21 protein-coding genes are annotated in these 25,197 nt (G+C 71.9%); 14 read left to right on the forward strand and 7 right to left on the reverse strand.

All coding sequences use genetic code 11. The annotated features are described in order from the left end of the window. Positions 1-208: 208 nt before the first annotated feature. Positions 209-964 (reverse strand): hypothetical protein, encoded by a 756-nt coding sequence (locus H293_RS0100190; protein ID WP_020115862.1) that lies wholly within the window; start codon positions 962-964, stop codon positions 209-211. Between the two features lie 73 nt (positions 965-1,037). On the opposite strand from H293_RS0100190, the gene cobS reads away from it, so the two are divergent. Continuing rightward, positions 1,038-1,820, forward strand: coding sequence for an adenosylcobinamide-GDP ribazoletransferase (cobS, locus tag H293_RS0100195; protein WP_020115863.1), 783 nt, complete (start codon positions 1,038-1,040; stop codon positions 1,818-1,820). Here cobS and H293_RS0100200 read toward each other — a convergent pair. Then, positions 1,817-2,599 carry an endo alpha-1,4 polygalactosaminidase gene (locus H293_RS0100200; RefSeq protein WP_020115864.1) on the reverse strand — a complete coding sequence of 261 codons (783 nt, stop codon included), beginning with the start codon at positions 2,597-2,599 and terminating at the stop codon, positions 1,817-1,819. The genes cobS and H293_RS0100200 overlap by 4 nt on opposite strands. 232 nt (positions 2,600-2,831) lie before the next feature. Here H293_RS0100200 and H293_RS0100205 point away from each other — a divergent pair, with 232 nt between their 5' ends. The 3 genes from H293_RS0100205 (at position 2,832) to sucB (ending at position 7,997) form a co-directional block, all read left to right on the forward strand. Further along, positions 2,832-4,367: a leucyl aminopeptidase gene (locus H293_RS0100205; RefSeq protein WP_020115865.1), complete on the forward strand. Its 1,536-nt coding sequence runs from the start codon at positions 2,832-2,834 to the stop codon at positions 4,365-4,367. Between the two features lie 380 nt (positions 4,368-4,747). Further along, positions 4,748-6,136, forward strand: coding sequence for a dihydrolipoyl dehydrogenase (gene lpdA / locus H293_RS0100210; RefSeq protein ID WP_020115866.1), 1,389 nt, complete (start codon positions 4,748-4,750; stop codon positions 6,134-6,136). A gap of 67 nt (positions 6,137-6,203) precedes the next feature. Continuing rightward, entirely contained in the window at positions 6,204-7,997 is a 1,794-nt protein-coding gene (gene sucB, locus H293_RS0100215; protein ID WP_020115867.1) for a 2-oxoglutarate dehydrogenase, E2 component, dihydrolipoamide succinyltransferase, read from the forward strand. Positions 7,998-8,055: 58 nt separating this feature from the next. Here sucB and H293_RS0100220 read toward each other — a convergent pair whose 3' ends face one another. Further along, entirely contained in the window at positions 8,056-8,727 is a 672-nt protein-coding gene (locus tag H293_RS0100220) for a hypothetical protein (RefSeq protein ID WP_020115868.1), read from the reverse strand. A gap of 214 nt (positions 8,728-8,941) precedes the next feature. Here H293_RS0100220 and H293_RS0100225 point away from each other — a divergent pair, with 214 nt between their 5' ends. From H293_RS0100225 to H293_RS0100240, 4 genes are all read left to right on the forward strand, one after another. After that, positions 8,942-9,565 (forward strand): GntR family transcriptional regulator, encoded by a 624-nt coding sequence (locus H293_RS0100225; RefSeq protein ID WP_020115869.1) that lies wholly within the window; start codon positions 8,942-8,944, stop codon positions 9,563-9,565. Positions 9,566-9,825: 260 nt separating this feature from the next. Then, positions 9,826-12,528 carry a pyruvate dehydrogenase (acetyl-transferring), homodimeric type gene (aceE, locus tag H293_RS0100230; protein WP_020115870.1) on the forward strand — a complete coding sequence of 901 codons (2,703 nt, stop codon included), beginning with the start codon at positions 9,826-9,828 and terminating at the stop codon, positions 12,526-12,528. 84 nt (positions 12,529-12,612) lie between these two features. After that, positions 12,613-13,587, forward strand: coding sequence for a helix-turn-helix transcriptional regulator (locus H293_RS0100235; protein ID WP_020115871.1), 975 nt, complete (start codon positions 12,613-12,615; stop codon positions 13,585-13,587). Positions 13,588-13,643: 56 nt separating this feature from the next. Next, positions 13,644-14,162, forward strand: coding sequence for a DUF4240 domain-containing protein (locus tag H293_RS0100240; RefSeq protein ID WP_020115872.1), 519 nt, complete (start codon positions 13,644-13,646; stop codon positions 14,160-14,162). A gap of 47 nt (positions 14,163-14,209) precedes the next feature. On the opposite strand, the gene H293_RS0100245 is transcribed toward H293_RS0100240, so the two are convergent. After that, complete coding sequence (locus tag H293_RS0100245) at positions 14,210-14,461, reverse strand: hypothetical protein (protein WP_028807415.1); 252 nt, start codon at positions 14,459-14,461, stop codon at positions 14,210-14,212. 159 nt (positions 14,462-14,620) lie between these two features. On the opposite strand from H293_RS0100245, the gene H293_RS0100250 reads away from it, so the two are divergent. Next, on the forward strand, positions 14,621-15,748 hold the full coding sequence (locus H293_RS0100250) for a lipid II:glycine glycyltransferase FemX (protein ID WP_020115874.1): 1,128 nt from the start codon (positions 14,621-14,623) through the stop codon (positions 15,746-15,748). 20 nt (positions 15,749-15,768) lie between these two features. On the opposite strand, the gene H293_RS48850 is transcribed toward H293_RS0100250, so the two are convergent. Then, complete coding sequence (locus tag H293_RS48850) at positions 15,769-16,521, reverse strand: peptidoglycan recognition protein family protein (RefSeq protein WP_028807416.1); 753 nt, start codon at positions 16,519-16,521, stop codon at positions 15,769-15,771. A 542-nt stretch (positions 16,522-17,063) separates the two neighbouring features. Here H293_RS48850 and H293_RS0100260 point away from each other — a divergent pair. Continuing rightward, positions 17,064-18,248 carry a MarP family serine protease gene (locus H293_RS0100260; RefSeq protein ID WP_020115876.1) on the forward strand — a complete coding sequence of 395 codons (1,185 nt, stop codon included), beginning with the start codon at positions 17,064-17,066 and terminating at the stop codon, positions 18,246-18,248. A gap of 181 nt (positions 18,249-18,429) precedes the next feature. Here H293_RS0100260 and H293_RS0100270 read toward each other — a convergent pair whose 3' ends face one another. Next, a complete protein-coding gene (locus H293_RS0100270; RefSeq protein WP_020115878.1) occupies positions 18,430-18,918 on the reverse strand; it encodes a GNAT family N-acetyltransferase in 489 nt (162 codons plus the stop codon). Between the two features lie 74 nt (positions 18,919-18,992). Here H293_RS0100270 and H293_RS0100275 point away from each other — a divergent pair, with 74 nt between their 5' ends. Together H293_RS0100275 and H293_RS0100280 are read left to right on the forward strand one after the other, a co-directional pair. Next, positions 18,993-19,886, forward strand: coding sequence for a TIGR01777 family oxidoreductase (locus H293_RS0100275; protein WP_199790115.1), 894 nt, complete (start codon positions 18,993-18,995; stop codon positions 19,884-19,886). A 203-nt stretch (positions 19,887-20,089) separates the two neighbouring features. Further along, positions 20,090-21,514, forward strand: coding sequence for an NAD(P)/FAD-dependent oxidoreductase (locus H293_RS0100280; RefSeq protein ID WP_020115880.1), 1,425 nt, complete (start codon positions 20,090-20,092; stop codon positions 21,512-21,514). A gap of 98 nt (positions 21,515-21,612) precedes the next feature. Here H293_RS0100280 and H293_RS0100285 read toward each other — a convergent pair whose 3' ends face one another. Next, positions 21,613-23,049 carry a hypothetical protein gene (locus H293_RS0100285; protein WP_020115881.1) on the reverse strand — a complete coding sequence of 479 codons (1,437 nt, stop codon included), beginning with the start codon at positions 23,047-23,049 and terminating at the stop codon, positions 21,613-21,615. A 245-nt stretch (positions 23,050-23,294) separates the two neighbouring features. Here H293_RS0100285 and lipB point away from each other — a divergent pair, with 245 nt between their 5' ends. Both lipB and lipA read left to right on the forward strand, forming a co-directional pair. Beyond that, positions 23,295-24,095: a lipoyl(octanoyl) transferase LipB gene (gene lipB / locus H293_RS0100290; protein ID WP_028807417.1), complete on the forward strand. Its 801-nt coding sequence runs from the start codon at positions 23,295-23,297 to the stop codon at positions 24,093-24,095. Between the two features lie 74 nt (positions 24,096-24,169). Then, entirely contained in the window at positions 24,170-25,135 is a 966-nt protein-coding gene (gene lipA, locus H293_RS0100295; protein WP_020115883.1) for a lipoyl synthase, read from the forward strand. Positions 25,136-25,197 lie beyond the last annotated feature (62 nt).

A 25,197-nucleotide genomic window follows, 5' to 3' on the forward strand; every position in this document is an offset into this window, starting at 1 on the left:
CGCACCGTACCCGGCCACCCCCGCCCCCGATCAGCACCCGGCAGACGCCCGCAACCCGCCACCCCCACACCCCGCCAGCACCCGGCAGGCGCCTGCGGCTGACCAGGCCCCGCTCGCCCCTTCAGCATCCGAGCGTCCACAGGGGGACCGACTGCCAGGCCATCAGGCCTCGGGTGGGCTCAACCAGCCGAGAGAAAAGCCGAGCTGCTCAACGCCCGACCGGCCGTGCCGGGTCCGGTCTGCCGCCGATCAGGTCCTGGAATCTTCGGCGCGGGCCCGACCAGCGCTTGTCGTGGCGGTAGGAGCGCAGGGTGGCCCGGGCTCGGGCGCGCGGGCGGCGGCGGTAGAAGCGCCGGGCCCAGGGGGAGCCCGGGCGGGCCAGCCGGATGAGGCCGATCAGGCCGACGAGCGGGACGATCACGCTGAAGATCGCCATCCGGGTCTTGCCCTTGAGAAGGACGAGCATCGCGAAGAGGAAGTTGATGACCACGCTGGTGATGACGCCGCCGCGGTCCTGCGCCTCGCCCGTGGTCACGTCGTCGACGCCGAACGGCGAGAACCCGGCGAGCACCAGCCCGACCAGCGCCACGGTGAGGACGACGACCTCGACGCTCTTGCGCCCCTCCTCGCTCCAGTACACGTCGTCGAGATGCAGGATCAGCGCGAACTCGTCCAGCACCAGACCCGCGCCCATCCCGAAGACCACCGCGCACAGCCCCGCCCCGAAACCGTGCCGCCCGCTGGCGACCGCGCCGAAGCCGCCGATGACGGTGAGGACGACTCCCGGCACCACGTGGTGGATGTGCACACCGCCGGTACTGACGTTGCCGAAGGGCCCCTTGCCCGCCCGGATCAGCCGGGTGATGACCCGCGTGATCAGGAAGGTCAGCACGAACGCGGTCAGGGCGAGGAGCAGCGGCAGCTTGCCGGGTTCGACGATGTTGCGGTGCAGCCAGTGGCCCATGGACCCAGTGTCGGGTCGCGAGGGGTGGGCCGCCCGGCGGCTACGGCGTCCGGGCTACCCTGCCGACGTGTCCATGACCCCGCCCCCGCTCAACGGCCTCCGCTTCGCCTTCGGCACCCTCAGCGTGCTCCCCGTGAAGGTGACCCGCTGGGACCGTGAGGCGGCGCGCGGCGGAATGCTGTGCGCTCCGCTGGTCGGCGTGGTCCTGGGATGCCTGTCGGCGGCGGTGGGGCTCCTGCTCCAGTTCCTGGGCGCCTCCGCGCTGCTCGCCGCGGTGGCCACGGTCGCCGCACCGGCGGTCCTCACGCGCGGCCTGCACCTCGACGGTCTCGCGGACACCGCCGACGGCCTGGGCAGCGGCAAGCCCGCCGAGGACGCCCTGCGGATCATGAAGCAGTCGGACATCGGCCCGTTCGGGGTGATCGCCCTCGTCCTCGTGCTCCTCGCCCAGGTGGCCGCGCTGTCGCAGATGTACGGCGACTCATGGGCGCGGGGTGCGACGGCCGCGGTGGTCTCGGCGACGGCCGCGCGCCTGGCGCTGACCCTCGCGGCCCGCACCGGGGTCCCGCCGGCCCGGCCGGAGGGGCTGGGGGCCGCGGTGGCGGGGGTCGTCCCGGTCCGGGGCGCGGTCCTGACGGCCGCCGCCGTGACGCTGGGGGCGGCCGGGGCGGGGGCGCTCCTCGGGTCGTACGACATGGTCCGCGCGGTCTTCGCGGTCGCCGCCGCCGTGGGGGTGGCCGAACTGCTCCTGCGGCACTGCACGCGCCGCTTCGGCGGAGTGACCGGGGACGTGTTCGGAGGGCTGGCGGAGACGGCGGCGACGACCGCGCTGGTGGTCCTGTCGATGAACTTCTAGCAGGCCTCGCGCCACACCCCGAGCTCGTACTTCTTCAGCATCGAACTCAGCTTCAGCCGCCGGGACTCGGCGCAGAAGCGGCTGACAGGGAGTTCGTACTCGACGTGGAAGACCGCCTTGCCGGCCTTGACGAACGGTTCCATGTCCCCGCACTCGTCGTACTGCGCGCACTGCTCGTTGACCGCGAAGTCGAAGTCGCCCACCAGCTGCGGTATCTGGTCGAGGTCGTTCTTCAGGCCGACCGACATGCCGCGTTCGTGGGCCAGTCGCGCGATCAGGCGGTTGTAGCGGAGCTGGTCGGCCGCCGTCAGTGCGAAGCCCGTGCGGTTCTTGTAGCCGTCCATGTTGTCCGGCTCCACCGCGTCGAAGCCCTTCTCGCGGCACATGTCGAGGCGGTCCGCCATCAGCGGTTCCAGGACGTCGGTCGCGCGGATGTCGAGCCAGCGCTCCCCCTCCCAGCCGTTGCCGCGCCCGATCACCGACTTGGGGAACCTGCCGGCGTCGGGGCGCCAGTCCTCCCACGCGCCCGTGGAGAGGTAGCAGATGACCTTGCGGCCCTTGCCGTGCAGCGACGACACCACGGCCGCGGACTGGTCGAAGCCGTCGATGTCGTACACCGGCACGTCCACCGACGTGTCGACGCGGCCGGTCAGCTGCCACTGCCAGGCGATGCCGGGGCGCGGTCGCCAACGGGAGTCGGCGGACGGGGAGTCGGGGGTGGTCGTGCACCCCGTCACCAGGAGGAGCAGGCCGACGAGGAGGAGCAGGGGGCGTTTCAACGGACGGACTCCAAGGGGCGCGACGGGGTACCCCAGGAATGATCTCGCGTGCCGTAGCCGGAGGTACGCTCGGCCGACCCGAGCGTAGGCTCGTCCCGGGTGGTCGCCGACAGGGGTGAAGGCCCCGATCGGGATCCGGATCCGGACAAGAAATAGGGTCGGCCGTCGGGCCCGGTCGACCCCACCCCCCTCGACCCAAGCAACTTCACATCGGAAGCGAGAATTCACCACCGTGACTGCTCTCACTCTCAGCACCTCCGCGGCGCCCGGCCTGCGGGCCGACGCGATCGTGATCGGTGTCGCCAAGGGCGCGAAGGGCCCGGTCGTCGCACCGGGCGCCGAGGCCGTGGACAAGGCCTACGACGGCAGGCTCGCCGGTGTCCTGGAGACCCTCGGTGCCTCCGGGGCCGAGGGCGAGGTGACGAAGCTGCCCGCGCCCTCCGGGCTCAAGGCCCCTCTCGTCGTGGCGGTCGGCCTGGGCGCCGAGCCCGAGAAGGACTCCGCCTTCGACCCGGAGGCGCTGCGCAAGGCCGCCGGTGTCGCCGCCCGCGCGCTGACCGGCGCGAAGAAGGCCGCGTTCGTGCTGCCGCTGGGCGATGCCGCCGACGTCGGCGCGGTCGCCGAGGGCGTGCTGCTCGGGGCGTACTCCTTCACCGCCTACAAGGGGTCCGCGCCTTCGGAGAGCGCCGCCAAGGCCAAGAACGGCAAGGCTCCGCTGGCCGAGGCCGTGCTGCTGGGCGGCAAGCCGCGGGACGCCGCGTACAAGGCCGCGCTCGCCCGGGCCACCGCGGTCGCCGAGGAGCTCAACCGCGCGCGCGACCTCATCAACATGCCGCCCAACGACCTGAATCCCGAGTCCTTCGCCGCGATCGTGCAGACCGCGGGCAAGGAGCACGGCCTCAAGGTGCAGGTGCTCGACGTGAAGGCCCTGGAGAAGGGCGGCTACGGCGGCATCCTCGGCGTCGGCGCGGGGTCGGCGTCGGGGCCGCGGCTGGTGAAGCTGTCGTACACCTCGTCCAAGGCGAAGAAGCATCTCGCGCTGGTCGGCAAGGGCATCACCTACGACTCGGGCGGCATCTCCCTCAAGCCCGCGGGCCACAACGAGACGATGAAGTGCGACATGAGCGGGGCGGCCGCGGTGTTCGCGGCCGTGGTCTCGGCCGCCCGGCTCGGCCTTGAGGTCAACGTGACCGGATGGCTGGCGCTCGCCGAGAACATGCCGTCGGGGTCCGCCACGCGGCCCGGTGACGTGCTGCGCATGTACAGCGGCAAGACGGTGGAGGTGCTCAACACCGACGCCGAGGGCCGGCTCGTGCTCGCGGACGCGCTGTGGGCGGCGTCGGCGGAGAAGCCGGACGCGATCGTGGACGTGGCGACGCTGACCGGCGCGATGATGCTCGCGCTGGGCAGCCGGACGTTCGGGATCATGGCCAACGACGACTCCTTCCGTACGGCGGTGCACGAGGCCGCGGAGGAGGTCGGGGAGCCGGCGTGGCCCATGCCGCTGCCGGAGCACCTGCGCAAGGGGATGGACTCGCCCACCGCCGACATCGCGAACATGGGTGAGCGGTTGGGCGGCGGGCTTGTCGCCGGGCTCTTCCTGCGGGAGTTCGTGGGCGAGGGGATCCCGTGGGCGCACCTCGACATCGCGGGTCCCGCGTTCAACGACGGCGGGCCCTTCGGGTACACGCCGAAGGGCGGGACGGGGTCTGCGGTGCGGACGCTGGTGCGGCTGGCCGAGTTGACTGCCTCAGGTGACCTGGGCTGATGCCCGCCTAGGAGCTCGGCTCCCGAGGGGCGTGGGCGGCTGCGGGTCCGTTGTGGCTCGTCGCGCAGTTCCCCGCGCCCCTGGGTGTGTCACGGGGCCCTTCGTCCGCCTGTGAGCGTGGGGCTGGTCGCGCCCGCGCGGCGGAGCCGCACATCGATACAGCCCCGCGCCCCTGGGTGTCTCACCGCATCCCCCTTTCACATGTGAGCGTGTGGTGTCTCACACCCCGGCCCGGCGTCTCGTTCAGGGCCGACAAGTGCGAAGATGGGGCTCGGCAGGACAGGGCCCCCACCACAGGGCCGAAGAAAGAGCGGCCGGACACCAGCCGCCGCCCGGTCACTGCAGACCGGCGTACGGCGCACATGCATGGAGGACGTGACGTGGCGAACGACGCCAGCACCGTTTTCGACCTAGTGATCCTCGGCGGTGGTAGTGGCGGTTACGCCGCGGCCCTGCGCGGGGCGCAGCTGGGGCTTGACGTCGCCCTGATCGAGAAGGACAAGGTCGGCGGTACCTGCCTGCACCGGGGATGCATCCCCACCAAGGCCCTGCTGCACGCGGGCGAGATCGCCGACCAGGCCCGCGAGAGCGAGCAGTTCGGTGTGAAGGCCACCTTCGAGGGCATCGACATCGCCGGGGTGCACAAGTACAAGGACGGCGTGATCGCCGGCCTGTACAAGGGCCTCCAGGGGCTCGTCGCCTCCCGGAAGGTGCACTACATCGAGGGCGAGGGCCGGCTGTCGTCGCCGACCTCCGTCGATGTCAACGGCCAGCGCATCCAGGGGCGCCACGTGCTCCTCGCGACCGGCTCCGTGCCGAAGTCGCTGCCGGGCCTGGAGATCGACGGCAACCGGATCATCTCCTCGGACCACGCCCTCGTGCTGGACCGCGTTCCGAAGTCCGCGATCATCCTGGGCGGAGGTGTCATCGGCGTCGAGTTCGCCTCCGCGTGGAAGTCCTTCGGGTCGGACATCACGATCATCGAGGGCCTCAAGCACCTCGCCCCCCTTGAGGACGAGAACTCCTCCAAGCTTCTTGAGCGCGCGTTCCGCAAGCGCGGCATCAAGTTCAACCTGGGCACCTTCTTCTCGAAGGCCGAGTACACCCAGGACGGTGTCAAGGTCACCCTCGCCGACGGCAAGGAGTTCGAGGCCGAGGTGCTGCTGGTGGCCGTCGGCCGCGGGCCCGTCTCCGCCGGTCTCGGCTACGAGGAGCAGGGCGTCGCGATGGACCGCGGCTACGTCCTGGTCGACGAGTACATGCGCACCAACGTCCCGACCGTCTCCGCCGTCGGAGACCTGGTCCCCACGCTCCAGCTCGCGCACGTCGGCTTCGCCGAGGGCATCCTGGTGGCGGAGCGTCTGGCCGGTCTGAAGACCGTTCCGATCGACTACGACGGTGTCCCGCGGGTGACGTACTGCCACCCCGAGGTCGCCTCCGTGGGCATCACCGAGGCCAAGGCCAAGGAGATCTACGGCGCGGACAAGGTCGTCGCTCTGAAGTACAACCTGGCGGGCAACGGCAAGAGCAAGATCCTGAACACCTCCGGCGAGATCAAGCTCGTCCAGGTGAAGGACGGTGCCGTGGTCGGCGTCCACATGGTCGGCGACCGCATGGGCGAGCAGGTCGGCGAGGCCCAGCTGATCTACAACTGGGAAGCGCTGCCGGCCGAGGTCGCCCAGCTCATCCACGCCCACCCGACGCAGAGCGAGGCGCTCGGCGAGGCCCACCTGGCCCTGGCGGGCAAGCCGCTGCACTCGCACGACTGACCCTCGGTCACCTGCACGTCGTAGCGACGACTCAGACTTCCGCAATTCGTAAGGAGCAACCGAAACCATGGCGGTTTCCGTAACCCTTCCGGCGCTCGGCGAGAGCGTCACCGAGGGCACCGTCACCCGCTGGCTGAAGGCCGAGGGTGAGCGTGTAGAGGCCGACGAGCCGCTGCTCGAGGTCTCGACCGACAAGGTCGACACCGAGATCCCCTCCCCCGCCGCCGGCGTCCTGGCCTCCATCAAGGTCGCCGAGGACGAGACGGTCGAGGTCGGCGCCGAGCTGGCCGTGATCGACGACGGCACCGGCGCCCCGGCCGCTGCCCCGGCCCCGGCCGCCGAGCCGGTCGCCGAGCCCGCCCCGGAGCCGGCCGCGGCCGCTCCGTCCACCGAGCAGGCCGCCCCGGCGCCCGCTCCCACCGCCGAGGCCGCTTCCGGCGGCGGCTCCGCCGAGGGCACGGACGTCGTCCTGCCCGCGCTCGGCGAGTCCGTCACCGAGGGCACCGTCACCCGGTGGCTGAAGGAGGTCGGCGAGGAGGTCGCGGAGGACGAGCCGCTGCTCGAGGTCTCCACCGACAAGGTCGACACCGAGATTCCCGCACCCGTCGCCGGTGTGCTGCTGGAGATCGTGGTCGGCGAGGACGAGACCGCCGAGGTCGGCGCCAAGCTCGCCGTCATCGGCGCCCCGGGTGCGGCTCCGGCCGCCGCCCAGGCCCCCGCCGCTCCCGCCCCGGCCCCGGCTGCCGAGGCTCCGGCTCCCGCCCCCGCGGCTCCGGCGCCCGCTCCGGCTCCGGCCCCGCAGGCGCCCTCGGCTCCGGCCCCGCAGCAGCAGACGGCTCCGGCGCCCGACCCGGCGCCCGCCGCTCCGGCCCCGGCGCCCGCCCCGGTCACCCCGGCCCCGGCTCCCGCCGCGACCTCCGATGACGACGGCGCCTACGTCACCCCGCTGGTGCGCAAGCTCGCCGCCGAGAACGGCGTCGACCTGGCCGGCGTCAAGGGCACCGGCGTCGGTGGCCGTATCCGCAAGCAGGACGTCATCGCCGCCGCCGAGGCCGCGAAGGCCGCCGCCGCTGCTCCGGCTCCGGCCGCTGCCGCTCCGGCTGCCGCCGCCAAGAAGGCGCCGTCGCTGGAGGCCTCTCCCCTCCGTGGCCAGACCGTCAAGATGCCGCGCATCCGCAAGGTCATCGGCGACAACATGGTCAAGGCGCTGCACGAGCAGGCGCAGCTGTCCTCGGTCGTCGAGGTCGACGTCACGCGCCTGATGAAGCTGCGCGCCCGTGCCAAGGACGCGTTCGCGGCCCGTGAGGGCGTCAAGCTCTCCCCGATGCCGTTCTTCGTCAAGGCGGCGGCCCAGGCGCTGAAGGCGCACGCGCCGATCAACGCCAAGATCAACGAGGGCGAAGGCACGATCACCTACTTCGACACCGAGAACGTCGGTATCGCGGTGGACTCCGAGAAGGGCCTGATGACCCCGGTCATCAAGCACGCGGGCGACCTCAACATCGCCGGCATCGCCAAGGCCACGGCGGAGCTCGCGGGCAAGGTCCGCGCGAACAAGATCACGCCCGACGAGCTGTCCGGCGCGACCTTCACCATCTCCAACACCGGTTCGCGCGGTGCGCTCTTCGACACGATCATCGTGCCGCCGGGCCAGGTCGCGATCCTCGGCATCGGTGCCACGGTCAAGCGGCCCGCGGCCATCGAGACCGAGGAGGGCACGGTCATCGGCATCCGCGACATGACCTACCTGACCCTCTCCTACGACCACCGTCTGGTGGACGGCGCCGACGCGGCCCGTTACCTGACCGCGGTCAAGGCGATCCTGGAGGCGGGCGAGTTCGAGGTCGAGCTCGGCCTGTAAGCGGCTTCGCTTCCACGGTGCCCCCGTCCGGTTTCCGGGCGGGGGCTCCGGCGTTTCCTCACGTGGGCGTCAGCTGCTTGTCCGACCAGCCCCACAGTTCCTCCACCCACACATTGGGGATGGACAGCTTGGGCGCAGGGGTCAGATGGCGGGTCCGGTACGCCTTCAGGACGTCGTACGTGGCGTCCAGGCAGTCCCGCGAAGTGAGCTTGCCGGTCCTCGGGTCGACGCCGACGAGGAACCCGCGGGCCTCGACCTTGCTGATCATGGCCCAGGCCCGGTTCACGTCGTACGTCGAGGACTTGGTGCAGCGGTAGCGGCCGTACGGGTGCTCCGACGTGCCGGGGTAGTGCGCGTCCGTGGACATCTCGCTGAGCATGCGGTCGTACGACCCCTCGGCGTGCCAGGCCCCGATGTCGCCGCCCGGCGGGGTGTACAGCTTCTCGCTGGGGTTCTCGACGGCGCCGTAGACCCAGCGGCCGGTGCCTGGGACCTTGAAGCCCCAGCCGACGTGGCCGAACTTCTGCGCCCCGTCGGGCTTGCCGAAGACGCAGGCGGCACCCCTGCTCGGGGCCGCACCCGCCATGTCGGTGATCGCCTCGGCGCTGCTCGGTGCCGTCTCCGCCGTCTCCGCCGTCGCCCGTGCGGCCGACTGTCCGCAGCCCGCCACCGCGACGATCGCGCCGATCACGGCCCCGATCGCCGGTCCCCGTCGTCCCCCGATGTGCATGCCGTCCCCCTGCGGTGCGAAGAGGCACCCCGTGCGGGAACCCCTTGAGGGACGCGACACTTCTCAGGGCCGTGGGGTTCCGTGGCTTGACATAAGTCGTACGGCTGGGAGCGTGTAAGCCTCGTCTCACCTGCATGAAAGCGCCCCCGTGCGCCCCTCCCGGACGGGCCCTCGGCCTTATTGTCTAAACGTCAAACGCCCTTAAGGAGCTCTCATGACCGCGCCCGTCGTCCACTCGCTGCGCGAACAGATCCGCGAGCACATCGTGGAGGGAATCGTCAGCGGGCGCTGGCAGCCGGGCGAGCGGATCGTGGAGCGTCGTATCGCGACCGAGCTGGAGGTCAGCCAGACGCCGGTGCGGGAGGCGCTGCGCGAGTTGGAGTCGCTGCGGCTGATCGAGTCGGCGCCGAACAAGGGCGTACGGGTGCGGAACCTGACGGCGGCGGACCTGGAGGAGAGCTACCCGGTCCGGGCCGGGCTCGAAGCCATCGCGGCGGAGCTGGCGGCGGAGCGGCTGGCGCAGGACTGCTCGGCGCTCGAACCGCATGTCGCCGCGCTCTACGAGGCCGACCGGGACTCCGACGGGACCGGCCAGGTGCGGCACACCGTGGGTTTCCACCGCGAGTTGGTGCGGGCGGCCGGCAACTCGGTGCTGCTGCACACCTGGGAGGGCCTGGGCATCGAGGTCTTCACGGCGCTGTCGATCCGCTGGCTGGGGACCGTCCAGCAGTCGTACGCGGAGGAGCACGAGGAGCTGGTGGCGGCCTTCAAGCGCCGGGACCCGCGGATTCCGGAGATCGTGAAGGCACATGTCCTGGGATGCGCCCCGAGGGCCTGACGCAGCCGAGCACACCTATGCTCACCTGCGGAAACCCTGCGAAATCAAGGCACCCGGTGTCTCCGCCGAAGGCACCCCGTGCCTACTTTCTCGTGATCAAGAAGTTTTGCCCCTCAACCCTTTGATCGATCATCGATCAGCGAGTTAGAGTCGCCGATGGGCCTTTACCAGGGCCCTCCGCCCTGTCCTGCCAAAGACCAAGGGCACCCCCGAAACCCTGCCTGACTGAGGGAACCCCTTCGACTGAGGAAGGCGGCGACATGACCGACCCCCACGCCATCCAGGCCAGTGAGCTCGACCAGCTCCCCGACCGGGACCCCGAGGAGACCGCCGAATGGCAGGCCTCCCTGGACGCGGTCGCCCAGGCGGCCGGCCCGCACCGTGCCGCGTACCTGATGCGCCGCACCCTGGAGAGGGCGGAGGGCAACGGCATCGCGCTGCCGAAGCTCCTCGAAACCGACTACGTCAACACCATCCCCACCGCCGCCGAGCCGTCCGCGCCCGGTGACGAGGAGATGGAGCGGAAGATCACCGCGTGGAACCGCTGGAACGCGGCCGCGATGGTCACCCGCGGCTCCAAATACGGCGTCGGCGGCCACATCGCCACCTTCGCCTCCGCGGCCTGGCTCTACGAGACCGGCTTCAACCACTTCTTCAAGGGCAAGGAGGCCGACGGGTCCGGCGACCAGCTCTACATCCAGGGCCACGCCTCCCCCGGCATCTACGCCCGCGCCTTCCTCGACGGCCGGCTCGACGAGTCCCAGCTGGACAACTTCCGCCGCGAGTCGGGCGGCAACGGCCTCCCGTCGTATCCGCACCCGCGCCGCCTGCCCTGGCTGTGGGAGTTCCCGACGGTGTCGATGGGCCTCGGCCCGCTCTCCGCGATCTACCAGGCGCGCTTCAACCGCTACCTGACGGCCCGCGGCATCAAGGACGTCTCGCAGTCCCACGTCTGGGCGTTCCTCGGCGACGGCGAGATGGACGAGCCGGAGTCCACGGCGGCACTCGCACTCGCGAGCCGCGAGGGCCTCGACAACCTGACCTTCGTCATCAACTGCAACCTCCAGCGCCTCGACGGCCCGGTCCGCGCGAACTTCAAGATCGTGCAGGAGCTGGAGGCCCAGTTCCGCGGCGCCGGCTGGAACGTCGTCAAGTCGCTGTGGGGCAACGCCTGGGACGAGCTCTTCCAGCTCGACACCACGGGCGCGCTGGTACGACGGCTCCGCGAGGTACCGGACGCGCAGGTGCAGACGTACCAGACGCGCGACGCGGCCTACATCCGCCAGGACTTCTTCGGCAAGGACCCGGCGCTCGTCGAGATGGCGAAGCTGCTGTCCGACGACAAGATCCTCGAGTGCTTCCACCTCTCCCGCGGTGGCCACGAGGCGCGCAAGGTGTACGCCGCCTACAAGGCCGCCGTCGAGTTCAAGGGCGCGCCGACCGTGATCCTGGCCCAGACGGTCAAGGGCCACACCCTCGGCGAGGGCTTCGCGTCGAAGAACGCCAACCACCAGATGAAGAAGCTCTCGGTGGACGAGTTCAAGACCATGCGCGACCTTCTCGAACTGCCCATCAAGGACAGCGACTTCGTCGACGGCGTGGTGCCCTACGGCCACCCGGGCGCCGACTCCCCCGAGGTGCGCTACCTCCAGGAGCGCCGCGCGGCCCTCGGCGGCCCGGCCCCGGCCCGCCGGGTGCACCCGGTGGCCCCGCTGCCCGCGCCCGCCGAGAAGGCGTTCGCCTCCTTCGACAAGGGCTCGGGCACGCAGAACGTGGCGACGACGATGGCCTTCGTCCGCCTGATCAAGGACCTGGTCCGCGACAAGGAGACCGGCAAGCGCTGGGTGCCGATCGTCCCCGACGAGGCGCGCACCTTCGGTATGGAGTCGCTGTTCCCGTCGCTCGGGATCTACTCCCCCAAGGGCCAGACGTACGAGCCGGTCGACCGCGACCAGCTGATGTACTACAAGGAGGCCAAGAACGGCCAGATCCTCAACGAGGGGATCACCGAGGCCGGCTCGATGGCCGACTTCATCGCCGCTTCGACGTCGTACGCGACGCACGGCGAGGCGATGATCCCGTTCTACATCTTCTACTCGATGTTCGGCTGGCAGCGCACGGCCGACCAGATGTGGCAGCTCGGCGACCAGCTCGGCCGCGGCTTCCTCGTCGGCGCCACGGCGGGCCGTACGACGCTGACGGGCGAGGGCCTCCAGCACGCGGACGGTCACTCCCCGGTGATCGCGGCGACGAACCCGGCGGCACTGACGTACGACCCGGCGTTCGCCTACGAGGTCGCCACGATCGTGCGCGACGGCATCCGCCGCATGTACGGCGAGGCGGCGCCCGGCGAGGACCCGAACGTCTTCTACTACCTGACGGTCTACAACGAGCCGCTCCCGCAGCCCGCCAAGCCGTCCGGCCTCGGCATCGACGAGGGCATCGTCAAGGGCCTGTACCGCTTCAACACGGCGGAGTCCGCGGGCCTTTCCCCGGCCGCGAACGCCCCCCGCATCCAGCTGCTGGGCTCCGGCACGGCGATCCACTGGGCGCTGAAGGCACAGCGGATGCTGACCGAGGAGTGGGGCGTGGCGTCCGACGTGTGGTCCGCCACGTCCTGGACGGAGCTGCGCCGAGACGCGCTGGAGGCCGACGCCGGCCTGCTGCGCGGCGAGGAGCGGGTCCCGTACGTCCGTCAGGCGCTGCACGGCGCCGAGGGCCCGGTGCTCGCGGTCTCCGACTACATGCGCCAGGTCCCCGACCAGATCGCGCAGTGGGTCGAGCAGGACTGGTCCTCGCTGGGCGCGGACGGCTTCGGCCTCTCCGACACCCGCGAGGGTGCCCGCCGCCACTTCGGCGTCGACGCCGAGTCGGTCGTGGTCGCGGCCCTGGCCCAGCTGGCCCGCCGCGGCGAGGTCAAGGCGACGGCGGTGAAGGAAGCGCGCGAGAAGTACGGGCTGTAAGCGCCCGGGCTTCGAGGATTCGACGAAGGGGTACGGCTGCGGCCGTACCCCTTCGCTGTCAGTGGGCCCCGGCATCATGGCCGTATGCGTGCTGCCCGGCTCATCAAGATGGTGCTGTTGCTCCAGTCCCGGCCCTCCATGACCGCCGCCGAGCTGGCGCGGGAGCTGGAGGTGTCGGAGCGGACGGTGACGCGGGACGCGCAGGCGCTGTCGGAGGCGGGGGTCCCGGTCTACGCCGACCGGGGGCGGGCCGGCGGGTACCGGCTGATCGGCGGGTACCGGACCCGGCTGACCGGACTGGCCCGGAGCGAGGCCGAGGCGCTGTTCCTGTCCGGAGTGCCGGGAGCGCTGCGCGAGATGGGGCTGGAGGACGCCGCCTCCGCCGCCCGGTTGAAGGTCTCGGCGGCCCTGCTGCCGTCCCTGCGGGACGCCTCCCGTACGTCGGCCCAGCGCTTCCACCTGGACGCGCCCAACTGGTTCACCGAACCGAAGTCCCCCGAGCTGCTGCCCGCCGTCGCCGACGCCGTGTGGGACGACAGACGGGTCACCGCGCGCTACCGCGGCCGCGAGGGCGAGGTGGAGCGGGAGCTGGAGCCTTACGGGCTCGTGCTCAAGGCGGGCGTCTGGTACCTGTGCGCGCGTGTCCGGGACGGCGGTTCCTTCCGGGTGTACCGGATCGACCGTTTCACGGCGGTGACGGCGGGCGAGGCCTGTTTCGAGCGCGACGAGGAGTTCGACCTGCCCGGCTTCTGGGCGGAGCGCGCCGAACAGTTCGCGCGCTCGATCCTGCGGGCCGAGGTCGTCGTACGGCTGTCCGGGGACGGAGCGCGACGGCTTCCGTACGTGGTCGATCCGGCCTCCGCGCGGGAGGCGCTGGCGGCCGCGGAAGCGGCCCACCAGGACGGATGGCTGACGGTGACGCTCCCCGTGGAGTCCGAACAGGTCGCCCACACCCAGCTGGCGGGGCTCGGTCCGGAGGTGGAAGTGCTGGCTCCGGAGAGTCTGCGGGCACGCTTCGCCGAGGACGCGAGACGACTGGGCCGCCTGTACGGGACATAACAATCCGCCGCACTCCACGTGCGCCCCACCCTTTCAGGCCCGATGCTGGACCCGTGATGGACGAGACGGAGTTCTGGGAGCTGGTGGACGCCACCCGCGAGGCCGCCGAGGGCGACCCCGAGGAGCAGGCCGACCTGCTGGTGGACCGGCTGCTCGCGCTGGACCCGGAGATGGTCCTCGACTTCGCCCGTCACTTCGAGGCGCGCTTCAACCGCGCGTACACATGGGACCTGTGGGGCGCCGCCTGCGTCCTGCTGGACGGGGCGAGCGACGACGCCTTCGACTTCTTCCGCTGCTGGCTGATCGGCCAGGGCCGCGAGGTGTACGAGGGCGGGGTGCACGACCCCGACTCGCTCGCCGACCTGCTGGCCGACTTCGACGAGGAGATCGACGGCGACGGCGAGGAACTGGGCTACGCGGCCGACGAGGCCTACGAGCAGCTCACCGGTACCGTCGCGCCCGATCTGGGCATCCCGCCCGCGGCCTCCGAGCCGCTGGGCGCGCCGGTCGACCTGGAGAGCGACCGGGTGCTGGCGGAGCGGTATCCCAAGTTGTGGGACCGCTTCAGGGGCTGAGCGTCCTTCAGACCCCTTGCAGGCCGTCCCTTGCAGGCCGGTCCTCGTCAGGCCGCCGCGTTCCGGCGGCGGGTCGTGTCCGCCGGGATGTACGCCTGCGACTGGTCGGCCTTCACCGCGTGGCGCGTCGGGGCCGCGTTGGCCTGGTCGAGCGCGGACGCGGTGCCGGCGGCCGGACCGAGGACCACGGCCGCGACGGCGCAGACGACCGCCCAGGGGCCGCGGGCGGTCCAGAGCCGGCCGCCGGCCCGCTCCGTGGCGTTCGGGGTGTTCTTGGTGCCCATGTGACTGCTGTTCATTTCTTCCCCACCTCCAGTCAGTGCGTGTGCATGACGATAGGGCGGCTGTTTCGGCGTGGTCCTTGAGTCGCCTACGAGAAACCTGTGAGGGCTCGGGCTCTTGACCCCTGCCGTGACGCCCGGCGTACCGTGGCCGCCCCGAACAGGAGCACCCCGCCCATGACCAGCCCGTATGTGCGCGAGATCACGCGCGAGGAACACCTCGCCCACCTGCGGCTGCATCCCGACGCGAGCCATCTCCAGATCCCCGAGTGGGCCGACGTGAAGCCCGACTGGCTGGCGGAGAGCGTCGGCTGGTTCGAGGACGGGACCAGGACCGCGACGGCCCTCGTCCTGTACCGGCCACTGCCCGGCACCCGGCGCTGTCTCGCCTACCTCCCCGACGGACCGACGATCGACTGGCTGGGCCCGCGCCCGGAAAGCCTGCTGGATCCCCTGGTGGCCCACCTGGAGAAGCGCGGGGCGTTCTCGGTGCGGATCGGGCCGCCCGTCGTCGTCCGGCACTGGGACGCCGGGACGGTGACGGCGGGCCTCGCCGACCCAGACGTCCACCATGTGCGCGAACTGCCCGCGGCCGGTGTCGACGGGTTCGCGCTGGACGCCGGGGAGCGGCTGCGCGGGCTCGGGTGGCGGCGGTGCGCGCAGGACGAGGACAGCGGCTTCGGCCTCGGGCAACCGCGGTACGGCTGTCACATCCCGCTGGCGGGCCGCTCGGTGGACGAGCTGCGCGCGGCCCTCGCGCCGCACTTCGAGCAGTCCCTGCGCACGGCCGAGTCGGCGGGCGTCCGGGTCTCCTGGGGTACGGCCGCCGATCTGCCCGACTTCTACCGCCTCTACTCCGCCACCGCGGCCCGCGACGGTTTCCGGGTCCGGCCCCCGGCCTACTTCCGGCGCATGTGGGAGGCCCTGAACGCGGAGGACTCCGACCGGCTGCGGCTCTATCTCGCCGAGCACGACGGCGAGGTGCTCTCCGCCGCGCTGATGATCAACGTCGGCTCCCGGGTCTGGCACTCCTACGCCGGGTCGGGTCGCCGGGGGCGGGAACTGCGGCCCAGCAGCGCGCTGCTGTGGCGGATGCTGTGCGATGCGCGAGCGGCCGGCGCCGCGACGTACGACCTGCGTGCGGTCACTCCCTCCCTCGGCGAGGACCGGCTGCTGGGCCGGCTCCACTTCAAGACGGGGGCGGGGGGCCGGGTCGTGGAGTATCTCGGCGAGTGGGAACGGCCGGTGGGGCTCCAGGGGCGGGTGCTGCAGCGGGCGTTGGGGGTGTATCTCGGGCGCAGGTGACGCGTCCGGTGCTCGTCGGGTCATGTCCTGCCCTGGAGGTGGGCCGCCTTCTGTCTGATCTGCGGCAGCAGGGCGCGCAGGGCGGCACCGGGGCAGGTCGTCATGTAGGCGTCGCCGTGGGCCGCGAGGGCGGGCAGCGCCGCGGTGGTGCCGTCGGCGTAGCGGCTGAGGCTGTTGCTGGAGGTGAGGCGGACGGTGCTGCGCGGGTCGACGCCGGCGAGGCCGAGTTTCCAGGCCACCAGGGCGGCGATCGCGTCGGTCATCGCCCGCGGGACGCGGACGCCCGCGGTGAAGGTGCCGAGGGCGGCGATGCCCGCGGTGCGGTGGTTGAAGCCCAGGGTGTGGGCGCCGGTGACGGGGCGGTCGACGCCGCCCGCCCGGCCCTCGTAGATGGTGCCGCAGCGGTCGACGAGGAAGTTGTAGCCGATGTCGTCCCAGTTCCGGGCGCCTGTCTGGCCGGCGGCGAGGTAGCGGATGATGCGGGGGGCGTCGGCGCAGGCGTAGTCGTTGGGCGAGTCGGTGTGGTGCACGAAGACCGCGAGCACCTTGTCGTCGTAACTGGGGGGCGGCGGGGTACGGGCGGTGGAATTCTCCTCCCCGCCGACGGCCCACACCGACCTCGGCACGATGTGCGGCCTGACGGCCCCCCGCGAAACGACCCCGGGCCGTGCCAACGCGGCGCCCCCGGCACCCCCGGCGTCCACCGCCCGCTCGATCCCACTGACACACAGCACAAGCCCGAGAACAACAGCGAGCCCGGGAACACAGGCCAGCGGAAGGGAAAGGGCGCGGGGGGTACGGCGTGGTGGCGGAGCCCCCTCCCCTCCAGCAGCGGCAGGCTCGGCAGACGTCGCCGGAGCGACAGGATCCGCAGGCCCGGCAGAAGGCACGGACCCGCCAGGAGCCCCCTCCTCGACAGCCGCAGAGCCCGATGAGCTGACCGTGCCGGTATCCGGCTCGCGGGTCGCAGGTGCCGCAGGGGCGGCCGGGGCAGGTCGGGCGAGGGGCGGTCGCTTGCCGTGGCTGCGGGGGAGTCGGTTTCGCAGCGCGAGCCGGATTCGGCTCGCGGGGCGTATTCGGGCCGGCCGCTGCCTTCGCATCCCCCGGGCTCTTCGGACACGCATGGTCCCACTGTGGGACGGATCCGCTCCGCCCGCGATGTGTGCTGTGCCACCCGGTGGAACCATCGTCCTGGTCCGCGACGTTTTTCCAGGTGCACGCACGCGTGGCCGGTTCCCGGTGCCACGCGTGCGCGTAGCTGATCACTGGACGCCTCGCCTGCGTACTGAAGGTTCCGAGAGAGAAGGGCGGCTCCGTGGACGTGCTCGACATCCTGCTGTTGCTGGTGATCGCCGCCTATGCGGCCTCCGGCTACCGGCGCGGCCTGGTGGCCGGCTGCGTCTCGCTGGCCGGTTTCGTCGGCGGCGCGGTCGTGGGCGTGTGGGTGCTGCCGTGGATCATGGACCTGGTGACACCGGGGAGCACCGCCGCGACGGTGACCGCGGTGCTGACCGTGCTGGCCCCGGCAGCCGTGGGACACGAGCTGGCGGGGCGGCTGGCGCTCAGGCTGCGCAGGGAACTGGACCAGGGGCCGCTGAGAGTCGCCGACGGCGCCGGCGGGGCCGCCGCCAACTCCGTGGCCGTGCTCATCGTGGCCTGGGTCGCCGCAAGCGTCCTCGGCGCGTCCTCGTCCCCGCTGGTCACCACCGCCATCCGGGACTCCGCCCTGCTCGGCACCGTCCAGGACGCCATGCCGGACACCACGCCCTCCTGGTTCTCCCGGGCCACCTCCGCGCTCACCGAGGCGGGCTTCCCGCAGGTCTTCAACCCGTTCGAGAACGAGTCGACGGCCGAGGTCGCGAGGCCCACCGGCGACAGCGTCACGGCCGCCGCCACCAACGCCGCCAAGCTCAGCACCGTCAAGATCGAGGGCGCCTCCGGCACCCAGGGCCGCGAGGGCAGCGGCTTCGTGTACGCGCCGCAGCACGTGATGACCAACGCCCACGTGGTGGCCGGCATCGACGAGCCCAACGTCCGGATCGGCGGGGTCGGGCAGGCGTACGAGGCGCGGGTGGTGCTGTTCGACCCCGACAAGGACGTGGCCGTGCTGTATGTCCCGGATCTCCGCGCCCCGGTGCTCCGCTTCGACGAGGGCGCCTCCCGGGGCGACTCCGCGGTGGTCGCGGGCTATCCGCAGGACGGCGACCTGAACCTCCAGGCGGCCACGGTGGCCAACCGGGTGAAGGCGACCGGGCAGAACATCTACAGCGACGCCACCGTCACCCGCGAGATCTACTCGATCCGCTCGACGGTCCGCCCCGGCAACTCCGGTGGTCCCCTGCTGACCACCTCCGGCAAGGTCTACGGCGTGGTCTTCGCCCGCTCCACCTCCGACGACGAGACGGGCTACGTCCTGACCGCCGACGAGGTCGCGGGCGACGCCGAGAAGGCGGCGGCCGCCATCTCACCGGTGGACACGGGCGAGCTGGTCACGTCGTGACGCGGCGTCCTCCCGGATGATGGGGCCACGGTCCCGCACGGCACCGGTCCCGTACCGGTTCCGCATGGCTTCCCGGAGGCTCCCGTGCCCGTCTTCTTCCTGATCTCCCTGCTCGTGGCGGGGATCGCGCTCCACCTCGTGGTGCGCAGACGCCGTACGACCGCCGCGGCCGACCAGGTCCTCAGAGACGGCGCCCCATGAGCACGTCGTCGACGTACTCCCCCGCCAGCAGGAACTCCTCCGGCAGCACGCCCTCGACCGCGAAGCCCTCGGACTCGTAGAGCCTGCGGGCCGGGGTGTTGTGGCCGAGGACGCGCAGGGTGAGGCGGCGGGCGCCCCGGCGGCGGGCCTCCTCGGTGATCGCGCGGACCAGGGCCCGGCCCACGCCGCGCCCACGGGCCTGGGCGCTGACGACGAAGCCCTGGATCTGGCGCACATGGGCGTTCGCGTCGAGCCCGGTGGGGAAACCGAGACGGACGTACCCCAGGATGCGGCGGTCGGCCTCGGCGACCAGGCAGTCGCCGGGGAGGTGACGCTCGTCGAAGAACGGCCGGTAGGGCGGCCGCTGTTCGGGCAGGACCTCGTGCAGGGGCGACCAGGCGGCACGGTCGAGGCGGGCCAGCTCCTCTTCGTCGTCGGGGAGGGCGAGGCGTATGGACAGGTGGGACATGTCCGTCACCCTACGGGGGCGCGGGTAGCGGAACCAGACATCGTTTTTACGCACCCACCAGGCAGGATGAGGTCATGCAACTTTCAAGAATCGCGGTGGCCGGGGCGTCCGGACTGATCGGCTCGGCCCTGGTGCGCTCTCTCACCGCGGACGGGCACGAGGTGCTGCGCCTGGTGCGCCGGGAGCCTCGGGACGACACCGAGGTCCGGTGGGACCCCGAGGCCGGGCGGGTCGACACGGCCGGCCTCGCCGGGTGCGACGCCGTGGTCAACCTCGCCGGGGCGGGCGTCGGTTCGCGCCGCTGGACGGAGGCGTACAAGACCCGGATCCACGACAGCCGGGTGAACGGCACGAGGGCCCTCGCCGAGGCGGTCGCCTCCCTGGACGAGCCGCCCAGGGTCTTCGTGAACGGCAGCGCGATGGGGTACTACGGCGAGACCGGCGACCAGGTCGTCGACGAGGACTCGCCCGCCGGCCAGGGCTTCCTGCCCGAGCTGTGCGTGGAGTGGGAGGGGGCGGCCGCGCCCGCGCAACAGGCCGGCGTGCGCACCGCGTTCACCCGCACCGGCCTGGTGGTGGGTCGCGGGGGCGGGGCCTGGGGCAAGCTGTTCCCGCTGTTCCAGGCGGGGCTCGGCGGGCGGATGGGCGACGGTGGGCAGTACTGGTCGTTCATCGCGCTGCACGACGAAGTGGCCGCGATCCGCCACCTCCTGGAGACCGACGGGCTGTCCGGACCGTTCAACCTCACCGCCCCGCAGCCCCTGACGAACCGTGAGATCACCGAGGCCATGGGCCGCGTGCTGCACCGGCCGACGCTCTTCAGCGTGCCCGCGCCGGTGCTGCGGGCCGTGCTCGGCGAGATGGCCGGGGACGTGCTCGGCAGCGCCCGGGTGCGGCCGACGCGGTTGCTGGAGTCGGGGTTCACGTTCGCGTTCCCGGACATCGAGGGGGCGATCCGGGCGGCGTGACGAAACGCGCCGGGCACGCCTGTGCCGTACGACGCCCCCGGCGACCGTCTGTGACGACATGCGACCGGCGTGCGACCGTGCCCTGTCGATGCGCGACTGTTCCTGACCGGTCGCAGCCCTACCCTCGACCCGAACTCGGGTATCCCCGGAGCCTGTTGGGGGCATGACGTCCCCACCGGCCGCGCAACCTCGAGGAGGGGCACGTGCTTGAGCCCGCGTACCAGGCGGACGTCGTGATCGTGGGAGCCGGGGTTGCCGGACTCTCCGCGGCACATCGACTGACCAGCCAAGGAGTGACCGTCGCGGTATTGGAGGCCGCCCCCTGCGTGGGCGGCCGCATGTCGACGGAGAAGATCGACGGCTTCCGGCTCGACCGGATCGGACAGCTGCTGTCCACGGCGTATCCCGAACTGCGGCTGGCACCGGGACTCGACGGGCTCGTACTGCGCCCGTTCGCGCCGGGGGTCCTGCTGCACGGCGACGGGCGCCACCACCGGGTGGACGCTCCGGCGGGCGCCCGGAGCGCGAGGGGCGCACTGCGCGCGGTGCGCGCCCTGGCGAGCGCCCCTCGGGGGGTGCCGGGACCGGGGCTGGTGGCGGCGTCGCGGAGGGCCGCGTTCCGGGTGCTGCCCGGTGCCGGTCAGGGAACCGCGTCCCGGGTCGCCCGCGGGGCCGCGCCGCTCGGCGGTGCCGTCGATCAGGCCCGGCTCGGTGCCGCGCTCACCCGGCTCGCCCACGTGCCCGTCGAACGCCTCCTCGCCCGTCCCGAACTGCCCGCCGGGCAGGCGCTCGCGGCCCGGGGGCTGCCCGCGCGCACGATCGACGGGTTCCTGCGTCCGCTGCTCGCCGCGCTGCTGTGCGACCCCGCGCTGACGACGTCCAGCCGGTGCGCCGACCTCGCGCTGCGGGCCTTCGCGGGCGGGCGGCTGTGTGTTCCGGAAGGAGGCGCGGAGGCGCTTCCGGAGCTGCTCGCGCAGACGCTGCCGGCGGGGACCGTGCACACGGGGGTGCGGGTCACGTCCGTCGCGACCACGTCGGTGACCACCGCCGAGCACGGCGAGATCCGGTGCCGGGCGGTGCTGCTGGCGACGGACGCGGGGGCCGCGGCTCAGTTGCTGCCAGGACTGCGGGTACCGGACTTCCACCCGGTGACGGTCGTCCACCACACGACGGACGACCCGCCCCGCACGGGTTCCGTGCTGCTGCTCGACGCCGACCGGGGCGGCCCGGTGGCCCACACGGCGGTGATCAGCGAGGTCGACCCGAGCCGGGCCCCTTCGGGCCGGGCCCTGATCTCCTCGACGGTCCTCGGCACCCCTCCCCCGGACCTGGAGACGGCCGTACGCACCCACCTGGCCCGCCTGTACGCCACGCCGACGCACCGCTGGGAGACCCTCGCGGTCCACCACACCCGGGAGGCGGTCCCGGCCATGCCCGCACCCCACGACCTGCGCCGCCCGGTACGCCTCCTGGCCGGCCTCTACGTCTGCGGCGACCACCGTGACACGAGCACGGTCCAGGGCGCCCTGCACTCGGCCCACCGGGCGACAACGGCAATCCTGAAGGACCTGGGAGCAGCGGGCTCGATGCACAGGGCAGACCCGACTCCTACGGCTCAGGCAGCCTGACGGTCACCCCCGCGCCCCCTTGGGGCGCGGGGAACTGCGCGACAAGCCACGACGCAGCCGCAGTTGGCATACGGCGGTACGGAGTTACGGCGAGCTACCTACTGAAGAGCAGCCACCTTGTCCCGATAACTCCGAACCGGCGCCGCATCCTTATAGGGCTCCAACCGCCGCTCGAAGTCCCGCACGTACTCCACCGCCCGCACCGACCGCATCTCGGCCGCCTGCCCAGCCGCCTCCGCGGCCAGCGAACAGGCCTGGTCCAACTCCCCCAGCCCGAGCCTCGCAGAGGCGAGCACCACCCGGCAGAACAACCGACTGCGGGCGTACGCCGGCGCACGCAGCTGAAGCGAGCGCTCGGCGTGCTGCGCAGCCGCCCGGAACTGCTGCAGGTCCCGGTGGCAGTGCCCGAACTCGTCCGCCAGCTGCGCCTCGTCGAAGAACCGTGCCCAGTGCGGGACTTCGTCGCCGGGACGGGCCGCCTCCAGGGCCCGCTCCGCGCGGACCAGGGACGCCGTGCACGCCCGCACCTCCCCCAGCACACCGTGCCCCCGCGCCTCCGCAGAGTGCAGCAGCGCCTGGACGACCGGTGGGGCCGTCGTGCCGACGCCCTGCTGGGCCACTCGCGCCAGCTGGATGGCCTCCCGGCCGTGCCCCAGGTACACGGCCTGCCGGCTCATCGTGACCAGCACGTACGCCCCGTACGCCCGGTCCCCCGCGGCCTGCGCGAGCCGCAGCGCCTGCACGAAGTACCGCTGGGCGAGTCCGTGCGCCGCGATGTCGTACGACGTCCAGCCCGCGAGCCGGGTCAGGTCCGCGGCCGCGGCGAACAGCCTGCGCCCGGTGGTCTCCCCGTATGTGCCGCGCAGCATCGGCTCGCACTCGTGCTCCAGGTAACGGACCAGGGCCTGCCGGGCATGGCCACCGCCGTACTGGTCGTCGAGGGTGCGGAAGAGGTCGCCGACCGAGCCGAGGGCGGCGATGTCGCCCCCGGTGACCTTCTGACCGGGCCCGTGCTCGGCCTGGCCGCGCTGCCGGGGCACCACCGGGCGCCCCTGGGCAGGGACCCGGAGGGGAGGCTCGCCGCGGGCGACCCTGTCGTCGGGGCGGCCGATCAGCCAGTCGCGGCTGGGCACGACCAGTCCTGCCGGAGTGAAGGCGATCTTGCGGAGTTCGGCGTGGCTGCCGGAGTCCTTGCGCCACAGCCCGCTGACGATGTCGACGGCCTCCTCGGGTCCGGCGGCGAACTCCAGCCCGGCGTAGACGGGCGCGCAGGCGTCGAGGCCGAGGTCCTGCGCGGAGAGCCGGCGCCCGAGCCGGCGGGTGAAGACCTCGGCGATGAGGGCGGGCGTGGTGCCCCGGGGCTGCTGCCCGCGCAGCCACCGGGTCACGGAGGTCTTGTCGTATCTGAGATCCAGCCCGTGTTCGAGACCGAGCTGGTCCACACGTCGGGCGAGACCCGCGTTGGAGAACCCCGCTTCTGCGATGAGCGCGGCGAGCTGTCGATTGGGAGTGCGCTGCGCGGGTCGTTCCGTCATCTGCGGTGCGGTCTCCTGCCTTTCGGGCCGTCACGTGGTCACGTGGTGCCCGGATTGCCTGTGAGCAGCCCTTATGGCCTCTGCGAACGGCGCGAATGTAGCGGAGAGTGAGCAGACGATCGCACACTTCGACGCTCGTTCATCCGATCGTGTGAGGATTGCCCCCAGGGCTGACGCCCGCGGGCCGGACGTACAGTGGCGTAGGCACCTTTCGTGCCTTACGACCTTCTAGGGAGGCGCTTGCCGTGAGTGGGTTGCGGTTCGTCCGCATGGGGTTCGGTGCGGACGCGGTCGAGTACCGGGAAGCCTGGGACGAGCAGCGCCGGGTGCACGCGGCGCGGTTCGAGGACCAGATCCCCGACACCGTCCTGCTGCTCGAACACCCCCCTGTGTATACGGCGGGCCGGCGCACCGCGGACAACGAACGCCCCCTGGACGGCACCCCGGTCGTCGACGTGGACCGCGGCGGCAAGATCACCTGGCACGGCCCGGGCCAGCTGGTGGGCTACCCGATCCAGAAGCTCCCGCGACCGGTGGACGTGGTGGCGCACGTACGGCGTCTGGAGGAGGCCCTGATCCGCACCTGCGCGGAGTTCGGCCTGGAGACCAGCCGGGTCGAGGGCCGCAGCGGCGTGTGGGTGCTCGGCGACCCGGTCGAGACGCGTCCGGCGATCGGCGGGCTGTCCCTGGACTTCGACCCCCGGCTCACGGACGAGGAGTTCGACCCGCGCATGAACGGCCCGGAGTACGCCCCCTCCAACGCCGGGCAGCGCCGCGAGGACCGCAAGATCGCGGCGATCGGCATCCGCGTCGCCAAGGGCGTGACGATGCACGGTTTCGCGCTGAACGTGAACCCGGACAACAAGTGGTTCGACCGGATCATCCCCTGCGGCATCCGCGACGCCGGTGTCGCCTCCCTCGCCGGCGAGCTCGGCCGGGACGTGACGATCGACGAGGTGCTGCCCGTCGCCGAACGGCACCTGCGGGACGTACTGGAGAGCGCGGAACTCAAGCCGAGGGTGATCGAGAAGACACCGGCAGCCTGAACACCGCCACTGACTTTCAAATCAACGGGCGTACCCTGAACAACGCCGAAGAATCAATCGCTAGGGAGCCGGTCGTGTCCGCAGTCGCACCCGACGGACGCAAGATGCTGCGCCTGGAGGTCCGCAACGCTCAGACCCCCATCGAGCGCAAGCCCGAGTGGATCAAGACCCGGGCGAAAATGGGTCCCGAGTACACCGCCATGCAGAAGCTCGTGAAGAGCGAGGGCCTGCACACGGTCTGCCAGGAAGCCGGCTGTCCCAACATCTACGAGTGCTGGGAGGACCGCGAGGCGACCTTCCTCATCGGCGGCGACCAGTGCACCCGGCGGTGCGACTTCTGCCAGATCGACACCGGCAAGCCCGAGGCCCTCGACCGGGACGAGCCGCGCCGCGTCGGCGAGTCCGTGGTCACCATGGACCTCAACTACGCCACCATCACCGGCGTCGCCCGCGACGACCTGGAGGACGGCGGCGCCTGGCTGTACGCCGAGACGGTCCGCCAGATCCACGAGCAGACGTCTTCTCGTGAGGCGGGCCGCACCAAAGTCGAACTCCTCGCTCCCGACTTCAACGCCGTGCCGCAGCTGCTCCAGCAGGTCTTCGAGTCCCGCCCCGAGGTCTTCGCGCACAATGTCGAGACGGTCCCTCGGATCTTCAAGCGGATCCGCCCCGGCTTCCGCTACGAGCGCTCGCTGAAGGTCATCACCGACGCCCGTGACTTCGGCCTGGTGACCAAGTCCAACCTGATCCTCGGCATGGGCGAGACCCGCGAGGAGGTCAGCGAGGCGCTCCAGCAGCTGCACGACGCGGGCTGCGAGCTCGTCACCATCACGCAGTACCTGCGCCCTTCGGTGCGCCACCACCCCGTGGAGCGCTGGGTCAAGCCCCAGGAGTTCGTGGAGCTGAAGGAGGAGGCCGAGCAGATCGGCTTCTCCGGTGTGATGTCCGGACCCCTGGTCCGGTCCTCCTACCGGGCGGGCCGGCTCTACCAGATGGCCGTGGAGAAGCGGGGCACGTACGTCGCCTCGCAGGCCGTCTGAGCATCCCCCGAATGGCACGGAGTGCCACGCCAAACGTGTGAATCCGAGCACAAGCAACTACC

This window comes from Streptomyces canus 299MFChir4.1, from assembly GCF_000383615.1.
Classification (GTDB): Bacteria; Actinomycetota; Actinomycetes; order Streptomycetales; family Streptomycetaceae; genus Streptomyces; species Streptomyces canus_C.